Genomic DNA, 17,081 nt, shown 5'->3' with positions numbered 1-17,081 from the left:
TCCGCCGCGGCGGATCGGATCGAAATTTCTGCCAGGCCCTTTCTTAATCCAAAGAAGGGCCTGGTTGCAAGTTTATTCCGGGCGTGAAAGATTATTCAACGAAACCGAGTGCATGCTAATGAAAGATCCCATCTTCTTACGCCGTTCCGATCTCTTATCGTTGGACGAAGCCAGTTACTGGAAGCGCCTGCTGTACCAGGTGACCAAAATCGGGATGGAACTGGAAGTGGCCACGCCGAAGGGCATCGACCGGCCAAGCTTCGAAGCGGCGGTGAACGAGGCGCTGGCGCCGAGCGGGACGTTCAATTCGCTGGGGATCAACGGCGTGTTGGACGTTGGAAAAGAACACTGCGGGGTGGAGATTCGCATCATCGGCCGCCAGCCGCATTTTCGGTCGCTGCAAAAGCAGCTTTCGGCCATCATGGGCGCGCTGTTGGAGAAGGGCGGGCGGGCTCGCGCCACCTGCGGGCTGCACTTTCACCTGCTGACCCCCGGCCTGGCCGAACCGGTGCCGGAGATCATCCTGGCCAATCTGTGGAACCTGGTGCGGCGTTATTCGCCCGAACTGCGCTTCCTGACCAGTTGCGGCGATACCCGCAAAGCATTGTGCCGGCGCCGCAACTATACCTCTCACATCGAGATGATCCAGCATTCCCCGGCTACGATGTCCATGCGGGAAATCAAGGAGATCCTTAAAGAGAGCAAGCGCGTCCCCGAGCACCAAAACTTTTTCAATTTGCAGCACGTTCAATTCGATGATTCCGGCGCGGTCAGCGATTTTCATCTCGAATTTCGCTTCCCGGATGCCGATCTTTCGGCCACATCGGTGAGCGCCAAAACCTTTTTATTCCTGGCGCTGCTGCTCAAAGCGGTGGATTTCAGCCAGTACGGCGTCATTCATGTTGGCAAAATTGTTCCCTGGCGCCGCAAGACCTATTTGTTGGGAATATTGAATAATAACGACGGCAACCTGGCCACCAGCGACACCTCGGCGCTGACGGATGAAATGATTCAGGAACTGCGCCAGGGCTGCCGTGAGCTGCTGGATTTGCTGACCCCCGTTTTCGAAGGCCTGGACAGTGAACCGGCGCTGGAAGTGCTGAATTCGCTGGCCGAACAGCCCGTGTCGCTGCTGCGCTGCGCCGGATACGACTGGCAGGGCATCGAAAGCCTGCTTTCCAAACGCGCTGCGGTGGATGATCTGGGCCTGGATGAAACCGACCGGAAGCTGATGCAATATATCGAGGTGGGCGAATGGAGCGGCCTGTCATCGCTCGAATCCTGGGAATGGAGCGCCTCGCGCGAACTGTACCTGACCCCCCAGAACCTGGAACAGCGCCTCGAACGCCTGAAGGCATTGCGCGGACTGCGCTGGGACGCTGCCCGCGGTTCTCTACTCTTTACGCACTGAGCTTATTTCCTGGCCCGTCCCGCGCGGCGGACGCCCCACACCACCAGCCCGCCCAGCAAACCGCCGGCGGCGCCGAAGAGGATGTGGGTGGCCAGCGGGTAGCCGACGCCCCACAGCAGCGAACCGTATGGGAATCCGGTGACCAGGTTGATCACCCAGCGCACCAGCGGTTTGGTGGCATGCGCCAGTCCACCCAGTACGGCCAGAAAAGCCAGGTTACCCTGCCAGCGTGAGAAGCGCGCGAAGGCCAGATCCATGATCGGGCCCGGCAGCAGGTAGATGAGCCAGATGAGGGGATCGTCGAAGCCGGCCCACATGGGCAGCACCGCGGTGATCGCCGCGCCGATGCTGGCCAGGCTGCCCGCATACCGCGAGCGCCCAAACGAACGCCCGATGACCAGCAGCGCCATCCATTCCAAACCGTGGCGCCCGGGCAAATCGAGCGGCGCGCGCAGGACCTGGTGCAGCACCACCGCGGAAGCGCCGACCCCCAGCATCAACAACGCTTCGAGCGCTGTCAGGTTTGCGCTATTCAGAAAGCTGCTTAACGATTTCTTTTGAGAGACAGTGCCATCCATTCTCGTCCTCCTCTACCAGCAACACGGCCTGCCCGGCGCGTAAAACCGGCCGCGGCCAGGCGCCCAGATCGATCCATTCCTGTGGTCCAAGGGCCCTGCCATTCAGGGTCAGCACTGCGCCGATGCCAGTGCGTTCGGCCAATTCTCCGGCTGAGACCCGCTCCCCGGTCATTTCGCGCAGGCCAGGCATCCATAAAAAACGCCCGTCTTGGCCGGCGGCATGCAACCCCACACCGGCCAGTGCGCCGATGATCCCGCCGCCGGTGCCGGTCAGCCCTTCCAGGCGGATGTCTGCGGCATCTGCCAGCGATTGAGCTTCTGCCTTGCGCAGCACTTCCATTTTGGCGCGGGTTCCAAAGGCGCGCACCCGGGGGCCGGCCTGCTCGAAGGCCGCCAGGCACAATCCGGCGTCCGAGCCGGGCGCGCTTTCGGCCAGCAGGAAAGCGCGGCAGGCCGCCCAGATTTCATCCATTCTCTCGGGGACCGTTTCCGCATCCAGACAGGCCGAACTGTTGTGCGAGGTGTAGGGGATTTCCGGCGAGACCAGCAATTGGTGGCGGGTGATGCCGCGCCCCTGCGCCAGGCCCGCTTCCATCAGGCGCTGGCAAAGCACGCGCACGCGGTGGCCGGTGCCTTCGGTCTCCAGGTTATCCGTATCGTCGATTCCAATCAATATTCGCATCAATGCACCAGAATCAAATCGACGTCTTTGACCCAGTCCGCTTTGGTGATGGCCGGCGTGGCCAATTTGACCGTGCCGCGGTTGGTCAGGTCGAGTACGGTCTGGTCATCCACCTGGGCCCGGGTGAGCGTCTGACTGCTCTTGGGCCCGCTGATGACAACCTCGCTAAATTCATCGACCCCGGCCCTGGCCAGCACATCCAGCAGTTTGGGGCCTTCTTCCACCTTGCCCTCGGTCATGTATTGCGCCAGCGGCAGGGCTTTGACATCCTCGACGGTGAACATCACCGCGCTGCCGTCGGGCTTGACCACCCGGAAGAGCGCGCCGGACTGGAGTGCGGGCAGGCTGGCATCACCCGACAGCGAGGTGGGCGTGACCTGTTGGGCCGGCGCGACGCTGGCGGCGGATGCGGGCGCCAGGGTTGCCTGTGCAACCGGGGCAGCCGCCGGGACGCAACCAGCCAGGGCGATGAGCAGCCCAATCAGAAGGCTGACGGCGAGGGAATGGGCCAGTTTGTTCACATTCACTTCCTTATTGTACATTCGTACGGGTTCGAAAGGTATATCCGGTTTCGGTTTTGAAAGGCAAAGGCGCAGCAATAAAACGGATTTGCTGCGCCTTTGCAAAAACGGATCAGGAAGGTCCCTGAATACTCCTTCCTGCGGAGAAATTACTTCACCTGAATCTCGATGACGCCCTTGACGTTCAGCTTGTTGGCCATATCGGGCATCACGGTGCTAAAACCGCCCTTGTCGCGGAAGGAAACGATGCACTTCTCGCAGGCCAGTGCGTCGGCCAGCGGCAATTCGGCGGTGAAACCGTCATCGGCGACGAAGACGACCGTCGTGGCATCGGCTTTCGGCTTGGCCAGCTCGAGCAGCGATTTCAGCGAAACGCCGGTGTACTTGGACATCACACCGTCTTTGTTGGCGGCTTCGACTTCCAGGGTGGTCATGGCTTTCACGTCCGCTTCGGCCCAGGCCTGTTCGGTTTCCACCAGGCCGGTGATCTTGAGGGCGGCGGCGGGGGCGGCAGCAGTTTGTGATTCAAGCCATAACTTGGACTGGGGAATGAACAGCGATTGGCCGAGTTCTGCCTTCTTGAAGTCCATGATCTTCTGCTGCACCGGCACCGAGATGATCCAATCGATGAACTGGTTGGCCAGGTCGTTCTGGATCTTGGCGTTCTTGGCCGGATTGACGGCGATCACGCCGTAGGGATTGAGCAGCAGTTTGTCGCCTTCCACCAGAACCTTGAGGGTCAGGTCCTTCTGGGTCTGGGCCAGGTAGGTGGCGCGGTCGCTCAGCGTGTAGGCCTGTTGCTCATCGGCCATGGTCAGCACGGCGCCCATACCCTGGCCGGCGGAGATGTACCAATCGCCGGCGGGTTCGATTTTGGCGGCTTTCCAGATGGCCAATTCCTTCGCGTTGGTGCCGGATTCGTCACCGCGGGAGATGAAGGGTGCCTTGGCGTTGGCGATGGCGGTGAACGCATCGACAGCCGCGGTCATACCGGTGATCTTGGCGGGATCCGCTTCGGGGCCGACGATGACGAAGTCGTTGTACATCACGTCTTCGCGGCGGATGCCGTCGCCGTCGTCCATGAAGGTCTTTTCAGCAGCGGGCGAGTGCACCAGCAGGACATCGGCGTCGCCGTCTTTGCCCATCTGCAGCGCCTGGCCGGAGCCAACGGCGATTACGCTCACTTCGATGCCCGTATCCTGGGTGAACATGGGCAGCAGGTAATCCAGCAGGCCGGAATCCTGAGTGCTGGTGGTGGTGGCCAGGATCAGGGTTTTCGTGCCTTCGGTTGCGGCGGCCGTGGGCTCGGTAGTCGGCTCGACCGGGGCGGCGGTGGGTTCCACTGCGGCGGCGGTAGGTTCAACCACGGCAGTGGGGGTGGCGGCCGGCGCGCAGGCGGCCAACAGCATGGACGCCAGGACGAGCAGTCCAAAAATCTTCGCGAACTTCGTCGATTTCATATTTCTCTCTCCTGATTTCTAGTGCTAATAGATCATCTCACCGCGAACGAATGCGCGTGTGCGCGGATCGCGGGGATCTTCGAAAAATTGGGAAGACGGGCCGATCTCGATCAGGCCGCCGTTGAGCATCAATCCCACGCGGTCGGCCAGACGATGGGCCTGGAAGATGTTGTGCGTGACCAGCACCACCGTGACGCCGCGCTGCTGGTGGATTTCTTTCACCACATCTTCGATCAACCCGATGTTGTATGGATCGAGGTTGGCGGTGGGTTCGTCCAGCAGCAGCACTTCAGGCTGGATGACCACGGCGCGCGCCAGCGCCACGCGCTGCGCTTCGCCGCCCGAGAGCGTGCGCGCCTGCGAGCGGCGCAGCTTCTCCAGGCCCATGCGCTTCAAAATCGTCTGCGACAGATCGCCGCAGTCGCGCTGGCCGCGCAGGCGCAGACCGTAGGTCACGTTGTTCTCGACATTGTCGCGCAGCAGCGCCGGATGCTGGAAAACTGTGGTCACCTGGCGGCGCAGTTCCAGCGGGATCGAAACGGCGGAGATGCCCTTATAACGCAGTTCTCCCTGCTCGGGCGTTTCGAGAAAATTGAGCAGGCGAAGCAGCGTCGATTTTCCGGCTCCGCTGGGACCGACCATGGCCAGAATTTCACCCCGTTCGATGGTCAGGCGGTCCAGATCGAGGACGGCGCGCCCTTCGTAGAGCTTTTTCAACGTATCGAGTTCGTAAATGGCGCCCATGATTCAGTTCCCCTTACCCTGAAGCTGGGTGACGCCGTAATTGATCGCAAAAGAGAGCGCCAGCAGCACCATTCCCAGGCCGATGGCCAGCGAAAAATCGCCCTGGCGAGTTTCGAGCATGATAGCCGTGGTAAGCACGCGCGTCTTGCCTTCGATATTGCCGCCCACCATCATCACCGCGCCGACTTCGGAGATGATCGAGCCCAACCCACCGACCAGCGCGACGATCAGGCCCATGCGGGCCTCGCGCAGCACGGCGACGGTCACCTGGAAAGGGGTCGCGCCCAGCGACCTCACCTGCAGGCGCAGATCGGGCGCCACCTCGGCCACCGCCGACATGGTGTAGCCCACGATCATGGGCGTGGCGATGATCACCTGCGCCAGAATCATGGCGGAAACGGTGAACAACTGGGGTATGAAGGGCAGATTGAGCGGCCCGAGGATTCCGGCGCGCGAGAGCAGCAGGTAGACGGCCAGGCCGGCCACTACCGGCGGCAGTCCCATGCCCGTGTAAACGAATGCCTGCACCAGCCGCCGTCCGCGAAAGCGAACCAGGCCGAGAAACGCCCCAATCGGGATTCCCAATACCGCACTAAACACCAAGGCGATGCCGCTGACTTTGGCGGAGAGCAGGATAATCTCCCACAGTACCGGATCGCCGCCAAAGAACATTTTTAAACCATCGATAATACCCTGTACGACTCTTTCCAACTTCGAGTACTCCTGTGCTGTCGCCTGCTATTATACTGTATATTCATTTGCATGCAACCGTTACATTTTTTGGAATTATTTTGACACTCTTTGGATAATCGGAAGTAAACCCCACCCAAACGAGCTCGAGTAAAAAATCAATCGCCGAAATCCAATTCGTGCAACGAATGCCATGGCGTGGGGATTCTGGCCTTAAAGACTGGCCACGTTTCCGGTGGAAATGCAGTAAAAATAAGTCCTGCTGATCTTCAAAATTAATTCGTCTGCCGGGTGCATGCATGGATTTCGACGCCTTTGAACGAACCATTTTTCAAAATTGGGGCAATCATTATCATTGCCCAACCGAGAACTTGAACCAGCCGGGTACGGAATGGATTCCGATCGAGCGCTGGGACGGAAAGGAACTGGTCCGTTTCCGCTACGTTCACCGGCGCACATTTCTCGAATTCGATCCTCATCTGGCCGGCTATCTGAAAAGCGCATCCGCAGGCCGGCCGGCCGGAACTGCGTTGCGCGCGGATGACCTGGCCCCGATCGATGGCTGGAAAGTCATCGCGCGCGACAGCACGCTCTATCATTACCTTTATGCCGCGGACCTGCCGGCAATCCAGCCTTTGGCGCCACTCGAGCTGCGCCAATTGACCGCCCAGGATGCCGGGTTGATGCAGGCGCTGCACGCCGCCAACCCTCCGGCCGAGGTGGAGGCGGGCTGCGTGGAGGTCGACGATGATCTGGCTTTCGGCTGCCTGGCAGACGGGCAGCTTGCGGCAGCGGCCAGCGCTTTCGATTACATCGGATTCATGGATGTCGGGGTGCTGACCCACCCGGACTACCGCAAACGCGGCCTGGGCAGGGCGGCCGTGCGGGCGCTGTGCGCCGGTTTGGTCGAACGGGGTTCCCTCCCGCAGTACCGCTGCGACGCCGCGAACATCGCGTCCGTCAATTTGGCCCGTTCACTGAACTTCCGGTTGTACGTAACCGAGGAAGAGCTGATGGTCAGGGCGGCCTGAGGCGCTTGCGCTCCAAGGCCCTCGCTCATCCCGGGGGAATCGCCGGGGGTTGGCCTTCGGGATGCTTCTTGCGCTTGAGGATGGATTGGATCAAATAATGGACCGCGAGTCCGGCCAGGAAGCCCCAGGCCATATTGGTCAATAAAGCGACAGCGATGGTTGCTCCCATGGGCAGCACATCCACGTCCAGGCGGGCGTTCCGGGCAAACAGCGCCATTTCGATGCCCCCAGAAGCATCATGGCGCCGATGATGGCGGAGGGAAAGACCGCGAACAGGCCGGCGACCGAAGCGGCGAAGAACAGGCCCAGCAAAATTTCGATTGTCCCTTCCAGGATATTCGCCCCGGCCGTGCGCGCGCCGTAATAATACTGTCCGGCCAGGCCGCCGGCCCCGTGACACATCGGCATGCCGCCGAAAAATGGGACGATCAGGTTCATGATGCCCTGATTGAGCGAGAGCTGGCGCGCGGTAACGGCTTTTTCGGGCCAGTACGTCTTGATCAACGCGACTGTGGCGATGGTGGCGTTGGTTACGGTGAGTGGGATTTGGGCAAAGCCCGCCTGCAGCATACTCTGCCAGACTTCCCGGAGCGAAAAACGGGTCAGCGGCGGCAGCGTGAAGGCCGGCAGGCTGACCTGATGGAATTTACCGTTGACGAGGCTGATTACCACACCCAGCAGTATCAAAACAACGGCGGCGGGAGCGTAGCGATTCCGGCGAAGAAGCAGCACGATTCCAATCGAGACCATGCCCAGCATCCAGGAACTGGAGATCAATTTGAGCGCCTCAATCGCCAGGAGGATGCCCAGCGTGATATGGATGCCCTAGATTACGGATTTGGGCGTTACTTTCGAAATCCAACCCACCAGGTTGGTCGCGGCAAAGAATAACCAGATCACGTCCATGGCGAAGCCGGACGCGTAGATCAAGGACGGCGACCAGTGCTGCGCAATCGCCACCGCCGCCAGCACCTTCATTGGTTCGATGGGCATGGGCAGACCGTAAACCAGGCCGGTGACGATATTCGCCAGCCCCATCATCACCAAAAAACCGGCCGGGTTGAGGCCGTTGACGGCAATATAACCGATCGCCAATGGGAGCAGCGTTCCAAAATCGCCCATCGACCCGGCCAGTTCTCTCAGGTTGAATTCAAGAGATTTGAATCGCATCCTGCGCTTTTCCGACGGGCCGTATCAATCAGACGCGCGGTTCGCCCCGTCCTGGATGGCCCTGGATGATTATCCAATCATTATACAAATGCACGTCGGAATGCGCGGATGATTCTGCCGCCTCCAGGCATCGATGGGGTTCACGCGGATTTTGCCAATTCCAGCGAGTAAATGTGGTGCGGGTATTCCCGGCCGCGAAACACCAGGGTCGTCGAACCGGAGCGAACGAAACCGAACTTTTCGACCACCCGGATCGACCGCTGGTTTTCGACCGCTATACACGCGTCGATCTTTTTGACATGCATCTTCTCGCGGGCGAAGGCGAGGATGGCCTGCATGGCTTCCTGCATGTAGCCGTTTCCCCAGAAGGCTTCCCTGAGGTCGTAACCGACCTCCACCTTGCCCTCGGGTGGGTTCCAGCAGTGGAAACCGCAGGTGCCCACCTTCGCGCCGTCCGTTTTGCGCACCAGAATCCAACGCTGCTGCGAGCGCGGTTCGGGTTGGGTGTAGAAGGCGATGATCTCGTCGGCGCCCTGGAGATCGCTCAACGGTTCGGCGTCGAACAGGTAGCGGTTCACGACGTCATCGGAAAACTGGGCGAAGATGAAATCCCGGTCATCCGTGCCGATGTTCTTTAGAATCAATCGATCCGTTTCAATCTCTGTAAAGAGCATGGTTTTCCCCTCTGCGACTCAGGTTGGTATAAGAAGAGGCCGAAAAGCAAGACATTTACCAAAAAACGCCTGCCTGCCGGCCTCTGAAGTTCAAATGACCTGTGAATTTACCCGATCACCTTGACCAGCGTGTAATTTTTCTTGCCCTTGCGCAGAACGATGAACTGGCCTTCGAGCAGGTCAGTCAGCGTTGCGGAAGGATTGGGATCGCTGACGCGGCGGTTGTTGATGTAGATGCCGCCTTCCTGCAGCGAGCGGCGCGCCTCGCCCTTCGACTTGGCCACGCCGGCGCTCACCAGCAGGTCGGCCACGGGCAGGCCGTCGCCCTCGAGCTGCGTCTTGGACAGTTCGCAGGAGGGTACGTCGCTGAAGATGTCGCTGATCTCGGCCGCCGAGAGGCCGCTGATATCGCCGCCGAAGAGGGCCTGACTGGCCTGTTCGGCGCGCGCCAGGGCGGTCTCGCCGTGCATCGTCTGGGTCATCACACTTGCCAGGCGGCGCTGCGCCTCGCGCGCTTCGGGATGCTCGACCACGGCCGCGGCCAGGTCTTCGATGGTCTGGTGCTCGAGGAAGGTGAAGTACTTGAGGTAGTTCACCACATCCTTGTCTTCGGTGTTCAACCAGAACTGGTAGAAGCGGTAGGGCGAGGTGCGTTTGGGATCCAGCCAGACGGCGCCGGATTCGGTCTTGCCGAATTTGGTTCCGTCAGCCTTGGTGATCAACGGGTAGACCATGCCAAAGGCCTGCTCGCCGCGCATGCGCCGTACCAGTTCGACGCCGGCGGTGATGTTGCCCCATTGTTCGCTGCCGCCGGTTTGCAGCCGGCAGCCGTAATGATCGTACAAATACAGGAAGTCGTAGGATTGCAGCAGCATATACGTGAACTCGGTGAACGAGAGCCCTTCCTCGCGTTCGAGGCGGGTGCGCACCGAATCCTTGGCCAGCATGTAGTTGACCGTGAAATTCTTGGCGATGTCACGCATGAACTCGATCAGATTGAGCGATGCCAGCCAATCGGCGTTGTTGAGCACCCTGGCCGGGTTGATCTTGGTCTCGAAGTCCAGAAAATGGGCCAGCTGGACCTTGATGGCCTCGGTGTTGGCCTGGATGGCCTCCAGCGACATGAGGGTGCGTTCGCTGGTCTTGCCGGACGGGTCGCCGACCATGGTGGTGCCGCCGCCGGCCAGCGCGATGGGATTGTGGCCGAAGCGCTGCATGCGCGCCAGGGCAACCAGCGGCACAATATGCCCGACGTGAAGGCTGTCGGCAGTCACGTCGAAGCCGTTGTAGACGGTCACTTTCTCTCTGGCAAGCAAATCCTGCACGCCATCGGTCTTGTCGTAGACCATCCCCCGCCATTGAAGTTCTTCGAAAATACTGTTGGACATTCTTTACTCCCTGTAATACCCGGTGCTGCTCCGGGGTTGGATATGGCCTTAGTATATCATCAGCAGGGTGGGACGGGTAAAAGGGGATTTGGGTTGATGCGGTATTCGTTGCTTCGGTATTGGGGATGAGTGAAGAGTGAAGCGTGAACCGATGTCAGGCCCTGAAATTCATATCCAGGAAAGGATCTAAAAGCCAATCGCTAAACGCCAAGGGCTAAAAGCTAAAGGCTAAAAGCTAAAGGCTAAAGGTTAAAAGCTAATTGCCAAAAGCTGATTTCACCAGCACCACGCAGTCCACCCACTTTCCCTCGTGCAGTTTGTGGGCGGGGAGCAGTTTGTGGCGCCGGAAGCCGGCTTTCTCATAGGCGCGGATGGCGCGCAGGTTGTCGGCGTGCGGATCGACGGCCAGCGCAGTCGCCGGGGTGTTCGAAAACAACCAATCGGCGAATGCATTCAGCAATTTCGTCCCCAGGCCGCGCGACCACAGTTCGGGCTGGCCGATGAACAGGTCCAGCGCCCAGGGATTGCCGCTTGCGGCCGTGAGGTCGCCTGCGGCCGATAGGCTGCCTGCGGCCGTGAGGCCGTAGTCGGCGCAGGCCGCCTGGCTTGCCAGCGGGTAGAACTGTAAAAAGCCGGCTGCCCAGCCTTTGTAGAAGATCAGGCAGGGCGTTTCGCCGGCGGCTGCCGCGGCAGCCGGATCGAATTGAGCTGAAACGCGCGCCAGATCGAAAGCCTGATCGCGCCCCGCGTAGAATTCCAGCACGCGCGGGTCCGAAAGCCAGCGCTGCAGCGCGGCGTAATCGGTCGGGTGGGGCTGCAATTTCCGCAGCGCCAGGTCGCCCTGCTCGATGATCACTTGCGCGGGGCCTGGGCCGGCGGGCAGGTGACGCAGCCAGCCATCCTGGGGCGGGATGAGCGCGGGAGGCGGATCCAGCGGCAGCCATTCGAAGCGAAAAATATGGCCGTGATCGGCGCGCCACTGCCAGGAGGGATCGGTCGGCGCGGCGGCCTCGAGGTGATAGAAGTGGCGCACCTGCGCGGTCGCCAGGTCGGCCTGCGGCACCCATCCCGCGACCGACCACTGGAACAGCGGTGGGGTGTAATTGAGGTCGCTCTCTGTGTAGGTGACGTGGACCAGGCCCGCGCGCCGTTCGTCGACGCTCACCGGCCAGGCGCGCCCGATGCGTTGGGCGACCTCGGCCGCGCCGGGATGGGGCGCTTCCAACGGGCGCAGACTGCGCAGCAGCCAGCCCTGACCCGGCTCAGCCTGCACCTCCACGACGCCCAGCTTGGAGACCAGGCGCAGGCGGGTCAAGCCGCTCTCCTCTTCCGCTTCGCGCAGCACGGCTGCCTCGGGCGTTTCGCCGGGGTCGATCGTGCCGGCAGGCAATTGCAGCCCGGCGGTGGGATGGTGGAAGGCCAGGATCTGCGGCCCGGTCAGCCCGGGCCGCAGGATGAGGGCGGTGACTTTGGGGAGGGGAAGAAACGTGGACATTGAATTGATGAGTGAGGAGTGATGGGGGATGGGTGATGAGTGAAGAATGATGAGTGATGAGAAAGAATGTGTGGGTCAACGAGATTATCTAAACGTCCTATGGTTTCTTTTTCCTCAGAACTCAGAACCCATTGACTCTGACCTTCATTCCTCAGAACTCAGAACCCATCAACTCAGAACTCATCACTTATTTCCCAGCCCCACCAGCGAACGGAAGGCCCGGTAAGCTGTGGGCATATCCGCGGCGGTGTAGGCCACCTTGCGGGCGTCCAGGCGCGCAGCGCCGGGCAGCATGGCAGCCAGGTCGGCCATGTTCGAGTAGGTGAATTCGACGGTCACCGTGACGGGCAGATCGACCTTGAGCGGGGCGGGGGCGCGGCCCTTCATGTAGCGGCGCACGGCGCGGGTCGCGCTTTCGCGGATCAGCTTCTGGGTAACCGGCGGGGGCAGGCATTCGGCCGCAAAGCGCCCGCTGGCTTGCTTGACCACGGCGGTTTCGATCTCGCCCAGCCAATCGCGCGCCTCCGCGATGGCGGTCTGGTCGCCGGAGACCATCAGCACCGGCGCGTCGAAGGCGCCGCACACCGCCGCGTTCAGGCCGATCTCGCCGGCGATGCGGTCGTTGAGCCACACATTGGCCACCGCCGTGGACGACCAGGTGTGATCCAGGATGGCGTTTTGCGAACCGATGTGTGCGTGATAACCGATGAAGAAGGCCGCATCGATCTTCTGGTTGGCGCCCTGGACCATCGAGAAGGGCGCCGGGCTGCCGCAGTTCAGCCGGGCGAGCGGGTCCAGTTCCTCGATCAGCAGGTTGGTACCGGACCAGTGACCATCCGAGACAATAATTTCTTCGACCCCGGCGTCGGCGGCGCCGCAGATGGCGGCGTTGACGTCGGCGGTCATCAGGTGGCGAAAGCGCTGATATTCGGCGTGACTGGGGGTAACGTGATCCCAGTTGACCACGCCGGTGATGCCTTCCATATCGACAGCGATCAACAATTTCATGATGTGCTCCTGAGTGGAATGGAGATGAGTATAATCCAAGAAGCGCAATTCGTTGACACGTGATCCGGAAACCATTTTTGGGCTATACTTCTCCAAAATCACGACCTGTGAGGTCTGTATGGTTGCCCTTAATACCATTATTCGTCCCGCTGAAATCGCCGACATCCCGGTGCTGATCGAGCTGCGCCTGGCGCAAATGCAGTCCATGCGGAGGCACGATCCCGAGTCGCTGGCCCGCCTGGCCGCCGCGACCGAGGTCTATCTGCGCGAACACCTGCCGGGCGGCAGTTTTCGGGCCTGGCTGATCGAGATGGACGGGCAGGCCGTCGCCACCGGCGGGCTGGTCATCCGCCAGGCGCCGCCCACCTACAACAATCTTTCCGGGCGGGAGGGCTACCTCATGGCCTTATACACCCGGCCTGAATTTCGCCGCCGCGGACTGGCGACGGCCATCCTGCGCGCGATCCTGGATCAACTGCGCGCCGAAGGCATCACCCGCGTGACCCTGCGCGCGTCCCCGGATGGGCGGCCGTTGTATGAATCGCTGGGCTTCGAAGCCACCCCTGAAATGAAATTACGGCTGGCGTAGGAGCAGCCATCCATCCCATACCGCCATGACAAATCCTGAACCCTTCCTTCGCGCCGCTGAAATGGCCGATATTCCCGTGCTGATCGAGCTGCGCCTGGCGATGTTCCAATCCATGGGATGCTGCGATCCCAACATCCTGGCCGAGGTGGCGGCCGCCAGCGAGACGTACATGAATGCCCACCTGGCTGACGGCCGTTTTCGAGCCTGGCTGGTCGAGGTGGATGGGCAAATTGCGGCCACCGGCGGGCTGATCCTGCGGGAAGCGCCGCCAGCCTACCACAACCTTTCGGGGCGCGAAGGCTACATCATGGGCATCTACACCCGCCCGGAATTCCGCCACCGCGGGCTTGCGACAGCCATAATGAAACGAATTCTCGTGTTACTGCAAGAAGAGGGCATTCCCCGGGCAACGCTGCGCGCCTCGCAGGAGGGCCGCCTGCTCTACGAAAAGATGGGTTTCGAACAGACCAGCGAGATGAAGCTGGAACTCGAGGACTTTGACCCTGAAAAACCGGGCTGATGAGCCCGTGCTATGAGTACCCGGCCGGCACGTTCGGAATGCAGGCTCCTAAATCAGGCTCCGGATCATGACGAACTCGCCCGGCAGGACTTCGTAGCCGAATTTACGGTCGATGGCCAGCATGGGCAGGTTATTCGTGTTGTGGTGCGTGCGGACCTCGTGCACGCCCAGCACCTCGCGGGCATAGCGCAGCGCGGTCACCTTGACGGCCTGACCCAATTTGCGCCCGCGGTAGCGCTCGTCCACGCCCGTGAACAGATTGTACGCGTAATCGCGGCTTGCAAAGCACGTGATTGCGCTCATGGCGGCCCATTCGCCGCTGGCGACGTCGATGGCGACCTTTTGCCCGCCGGGCTGGTACCATTCCGCCTGGCAGACATGCTTTTGAAAGTCCTCGAAATCTGACCAGGGATGGTCGCCGTCCGCGCCCATGGTCTGGGCAGCCGTGGTGTCATTGAGCCTGTAAAGCCTGCGCCGGGCTTCGTTCGTGTCCCCCAGTTCGGACATGGAGGTAAATAAGAATCCGCCGTCCTCGAGCCGGGCGATGAGTTCGTCGTACGGATGGTCATCGAAGGCATCCAGATTCAGGCGCATCCCGATGCGGTGCAGGTGTTCGCTGAACCCGCGCCGTTCGGCAAATGCCCGGCATTCCGGCCGGTCATCCCGAATGCCAACCTCCAACTGATCAACGCCGGCCGCCCGGGCGGACTGTTCCACATCCTGATACAGCCAGCTGCCGACCCCCTTCAGGCGGTGTTCCGGCTGGACGATGACGTAAAAATAAGCCTTACGGGCGCTGTCGCGGTTGAGGGTGGCCCAGTTGAACCCCAGAAATTCGCCGCTCTCGTCCTCCGCCACCGTCAGGCAGAAGATGCGGTCTTTATGGACCTCATAGTCTTCGATCAGTCCCGATTCGGTGGTGGGCTCGTCCTGTTCGAGCGTGAAGAGCTCGGCTAGCAGCCCGAAATCGCGTTCCAATTCGGCCGGACGCAGATGAATGCCGGGCATGGCTTTTGACGTCCTTTCGCGGTCCGAAAAACAGATTGGATTCTGTGGAGGTTTGATGGCTTGTCATCCATGAGCCGCTTCTTGCACGACCCCTCCGCCACGTTGTTGTCAGGTTTCTGGCCTGATACGGATCGTATGCGCCTCGCGGCCCGGGGTTTGGATATACCGCACCACCTGCGCTTCGCGGTCGAACTCGTAGGATCCATCCGAGACTTCGACGCTTAAACCGCGCGGATATTGGTAATCGGGCACAAAGATCTCGGTGGGGGCGACAACGCCATCATCGCCGCGGAAGGTATACTCGAAGCGCTTGCTGCGGATATCGAACGCCAGGCGCAGGGGCTGGCCGGCGGTGGCCATGGGATAGGGGCGCAGGGCAGCCTCGAGCGCGCGCCCGCCGTCGTAAACGGTATGGCTGCCGTTCTGCTGGTCGCGTGAAAACAGCGAGAAATCCTCGTCGTTCCACAGGTCGCCGCGCTGGTTTGTGTTGTCGGCGGTGTAGTTCCACAGCGTAAAGCTCAGGCAGTTCATCTCCAGGGCCGCCATGGTTGCGTCCAGCGCCTGCACCTGGCGCGAAAAATCGGCGCTGCGGAAGGCCTTTCCGCCGTCCAGGTCGAAGGGGATGCCCACCTCGCCCAACAGCGTCGGGGCGCCGTTCATCTGCTCGTCGGCCTGGCGCAGCAGACGCCCCAGTTGCGCGGCAAAATCCCGGCGCACGTTGGCCGCCCCGAACACCAGCCTGCGCGTGTCGGCGTCCACCGTGAACCAGGGCAGGAAGGTTTTTTTCAACACGGTCACAGCGTCGTACCAGTGGGGTACGTGCACGATCTGGGTCTCGTCCTGGCTGCCCCAGTGCAGGTTCGTAAAGGAAGGCACGCTTTCGACGAAAATCAGAGCCTCAGGCGCCAGCGCGCGGATTTCGCGGGCGAAGCGGTTGGCGAAGGGTTTGAAATAATCCTCATCGAAATTGACACTCCGGCCGTTGACCTTCGTAAAATAATCCGGCTTGAGCAGCACGGGCTGGCCATGGGAGTCCAGATCCCACACCCCGTGCTGGCGCCAGACGTCTGCCTGACCTTCCCACCAGACGCGTTCAGCCTGCGGGTTGAGCAGCACCTGGCCCGTCTTTTTGAAACTGGCCAATCCCACTGCGTAGCAATCGACCCGCTGCGGGATGCCCGCGCCGAGCAGCATGGATTGGAAAATGGTCGGCGAGGCGCCGATCAACGCCGGCACGGATTGGCCGGGTTTGCGCAGGTCGGGCTCGCTGATCCAGCCGTTGGCGGGCTCGTTGAGCGTATCGTAGCCGGCCACGTTGGGCAGGCCGCGCAGGCGCAGCGCCACCTGCTGGATCGCGGCGATGTAATGGCGCTGCAGATAGTCCTGAATCGGCTCGCCGTCGACCTTGAGCAGTGGGGCAAAATCATTGCCGGCAAAGAACAGCGTAAACATCGTGGCGGCGGCCAGCTTGTTGTTGTTGGTCGGCCAGACCATGCGCGGAAAGGGATCGCCGTACTCCTGATGCAGGATGGCCGCGCCGGTGGCGTGGATTTTGGTCAGGTCGAAACCGGCTGCCTCCAGCGTCCAACCCGGCGCGCCGTCGCCGCCGGTGAAGCGGCTCCACACGTCCTCGTGCGGGTCGATGAACACCTGGATGCCGTACTCGGCCGCTTTTTCGACGATTGCGCGCACATAATCCAGGTAGGCCTCATCATAGATGCCCGGCCCGGCGTGCTCGATGGCCTCCCAGGTGACCAGGAAACGCAGGAAGGTGAAGCCCCAGTTCCGCAGGCGGTTGAAGTGCTCGTCAGCTTCGGCCAGTGGAAAGGGGCGCCCGACAAAGGAGACATGGCGGTGATCGTAGAAGCCTGCCTTGTTCCAGGTGGCGCCGTCAGGTTGGACGGGCACCTTGCTGCTGCCGCCCAGGTTGACGCCGCGTAGCATGAGCGTGCGCCCATATTCATCTTTGAAATTTCGGCTGTCAAGATGGATCATGGTTGAGCTCCTTTGCCACTACTGTAGCGCAAATTCGAAATGGGTTGGTTAAAAATCCACCCGCATTTGGTCAAAAAGCAATACTTTAATATACTATAAGTTTTATCAACAATATCC

Annotated in this window: 19 protein-coding genes and 1 pseudogene; 4 read left to right on the top strand and 16 right to left on the bottom strand. The window is 61.0% G+C overall.

All coding sequences use genetic code 11. The annotated features are described in order from the left end of the window. Positions 1 to 118: 118 nt before the first annotated feature. Positions 119 to 1,411, top strand: a complete 1,293-nt coding sequence (locus LARV_RS01650) for a hypothetical protein (RefSeq protein ID WP_075071998.1) — start codon at positions 119 to 121, stop codon at positions 1,409 to 1,411. A gap of 2 nt (positions 1,412 to 1,413) precedes the next feature. On the opposite strand, the gene LARV_RS01645 is transcribed toward LARV_RS01650, so the two are convergent. From LARV_RS01645 to LARV_RS01620, 6 genes are all read right to left on the bottom strand, one after another. After that, a complete protein-coding gene (locus tag LARV_RS01645) occupies positions 1,414 to 1,989 on the bottom strand; it encodes a hypothetical protein (RefSeq protein WP_152031654.1) in 576 nt (191 codons plus the stop codon). Then, complete coding sequence (locus LARV_RS01640; protein ID WP_075071996.1) at positions 1,940 to 2,671, bottom strand: hypothetical protein; 732 nt, start codon at positions 2,669 to 2,671, stop codon at positions 1,940 to 1,942. The genes LARV_RS01645 and LARV_RS01640 overlap by 50 nt, the downstream gene beginning before the upstream one ends. Further along, positions 2,671 to 3,192, bottom strand: coding sequence for a hypothetical protein (locus LARV_RS01635; RefSeq protein WP_152031653.1), 522 nt, complete (start codon positions 3,190 to 3,192; stop codon positions 2,671 to 2,673). Before LARV_RS01635 ends, LARV_RS01640 begins: the two co-directional genes overlap by 1 nt. Before the next feature lie 149 nt (positions 3,193 to 3,341). Continuing rightward, on the bottom strand, positions 3,342 to 4,652 hold the full coding sequence (locus LARV_RS01630; protein WP_075071994.1) for a substrate-binding domain-containing protein: 1,311 nt from the start codon (positions 4,650 to 4,652) through the stop codon (positions 3,342 to 3,344). Between the two features lie 24 nt (positions 4,653 to 4,676). Next, entirely contained in the window at positions 4,677 to 5,396 is a 720-nt protein-coding gene (locus tag LARV_RS01625; protein ID WP_075071993.1) for an ABC transporter ATP-binding protein, read from the bottom strand. 3 nt (positions 5,397 to 5,399) lie between these two features. After that, positions 5,400 to 6,107, bottom strand: coding sequence for an ABC transporter permease (locus LARV_RS01620; protein WP_075071992.1), 708 nt, complete (start codon positions 6,105 to 6,107; stop codon positions 5,400 to 5,402). Between the two features lie 278 nt (positions 6,108 to 6,385). On the opposite strand from LARV_RS01620, the gene LARV_RS01615 reads away from it, so the two are divergent. Beyond that, positions 6,386 to 7,117: a GNAT family N-acetyltransferase gene (locus LARV_RS01615; protein WP_075071991.1), complete on the top strand. Its 732-nt coding sequence runs from the start codon at positions 6,386 to 6,388 to the stop codon at positions 7,115 to 7,117. Between the two features lie 25 nt (positions 7,118 to 7,142). Here the strand turns inward: LARV_RS01615 and LARV_RS20530 are convergent, their stop codons facing one another. The 8 genes and pseudogenes from LARV_RS20530 to LARV_RS01580 form a co-directional block, all read right to left on the bottom strand. Then, positions 7,143 to 7,286, bottom strand: coding sequence for a hypothetical protein (locus LARV_RS20530; RefSeq protein ID WP_201785855.1), 144 nt, complete (start codon positions 7,284 to 7,286; stop codon positions 7,143 to 7,145). Next, the gene (locus tag LARV_RS20525) at positions 7,256 to 7,894 is read right to left on the bottom strand and encodes a putative sulfate/molybdate transporter (RefSeq protein WP_201785854.1); all 639 of its coding nucleotides are present in this window, start codon (positions 7,892 to 7,894) and stop codon (positions 7,256 to 7,258) included. Before LARV_RS20525 ends, LARV_RS20530 begins: the two co-directional genes overlap by 31 nt. 48 nt (positions 7,895 to 7,942) lie before the next feature. Further along, positions 7,943 to 8,287, bottom strand: a complete 345-nt coding sequence (locus LARV_RS20520) for a putative sulfate/molybdate transporter (RefSeq protein WP_075071989.1) — start codon at positions 8,285 to 8,287, stop codon at positions 7,943 to 7,945. 140 nt (positions 8,288 to 8,427) lie between these two features. Continuing rightward, entirely contained in the window at positions 8,428 to 8,961 is a 534-nt protein-coding gene (locus tag LARV_RS01600; RefSeq protein ID WP_075071988.1) for a GNAT family N-acetyltransferase, read from the bottom strand. 107 nt (positions 8,962 to 9,068) lie between these two features. Beyond that, positions 9,069 to 10,349 (bottom strand): tyrosine--tRNA ligase, encoded by a 1,281-nt coding sequence (gene tyrS, locus LARV_RS01595; RefSeq protein ID WP_075071987.1) that lies wholly within the window; start codon positions 10,347 to 10,349, stop codon positions 9,069 to 9,071. Between the two features lie 256 nt (positions 10,350 to 10,605). Further along, positions 10,606 to 11,412 (bottom strand): GNAT family N-acetyltransferase, encoded by an 807-nt coding sequence (locus tag LARV_RS19805; protein ID WP_407936364.1) that lies wholly within the window; start codon positions 11,410 to 11,412, stop codon positions 10,606 to 10,608. Between the two features lie 201 nt (positions 11,413 to 11,613). Next, positions 11,614 to 11,844: pseudogene (locus tag LARV_RS20890) on the bottom strand (NUDIX domain-containing protein); the annotation flags it as partial. A 183-nt stretch (positions 11,845 to 12,027) separates the two neighbouring features. Continuing rightward, positions 12,028 to 12,852, bottom strand: a complete 825-nt coding sequence (locus LARV_RS01580; protein ID WP_075075069.1) for a M55 family metallopeptidase — start codon at positions 12,850 to 12,852, stop codon at positions 12,028 to 12,030. A 118-nt stretch (positions 12,853 to 12,970) separates the two neighbouring features. Between LARV_RS01580 and LARV_RS01575 the strand changes: the two genes are divergently transcribed. Beyond that, on the top strand, positions 12,971 to 13,441 hold the full coding sequence (locus tag LARV_RS01575) for a GNAT family N-acetyltransferase (RefSeq protein WP_075071986.1): 471 nt from the start codon (positions 12,971 to 12,973) through the stop codon (positions 13,439 to 13,441). A gap of 25 nt (positions 13,442 to 13,466) precedes the next feature. Continuing rightward, positions 13,467 to 13,961 (top strand): GNAT family N-acetyltransferase, encoded by a 495-nt coding sequence (locus LARV_RS01570; protein WP_075071985.1) that lies wholly within the window; start codon positions 13,467 to 13,469, stop codon positions 13,959 to 13,961. 48 nt (positions 13,962 to 14,009) lie between these two features. On the opposite strand, the gene LARV_RS01565 is transcribed toward LARV_RS01570, so the two are convergent. Beyond that, positions 14,010 to 14,969, bottom strand: coding sequence for a GNAT family N-acetyltransferase (locus LARV_RS01565; protein WP_075071984.1), 960 nt, complete (start codon positions 14,967 to 14,969; stop codon positions 14,010 to 14,012). Between the two features lie 108 nt (positions 14,970 to 15,077). Next, positions 15,078 to 16,964, bottom strand: coding sequence for a glycoside hydrolase family 5 protein (locus tag LARV_RS01560; protein WP_075071983.1), 1,887 nt, complete (start codon positions 16,962 to 16,964; stop codon positions 15,078 to 15,080). Between the last annotated feature and the right edge of the window lie 117 nt (positions 16,965 to 17,081).

The sequence above is a fragment of the Longilinea arvoryzae genome (assembly GCF_001050235.1).
In the GTDB taxonomy this organism is placed as follows: Bacteria; Chloroflexota; Anaerolineae; order Anaerolineales; family Anaerolineaceae; genus Longilinea; species Longilinea arvoryzae.
The sequence above is the reverse complement of the archived record's forward strand: the minus strand, read 5'-3'. Positions and strand labels throughout refer to the sequence as shown.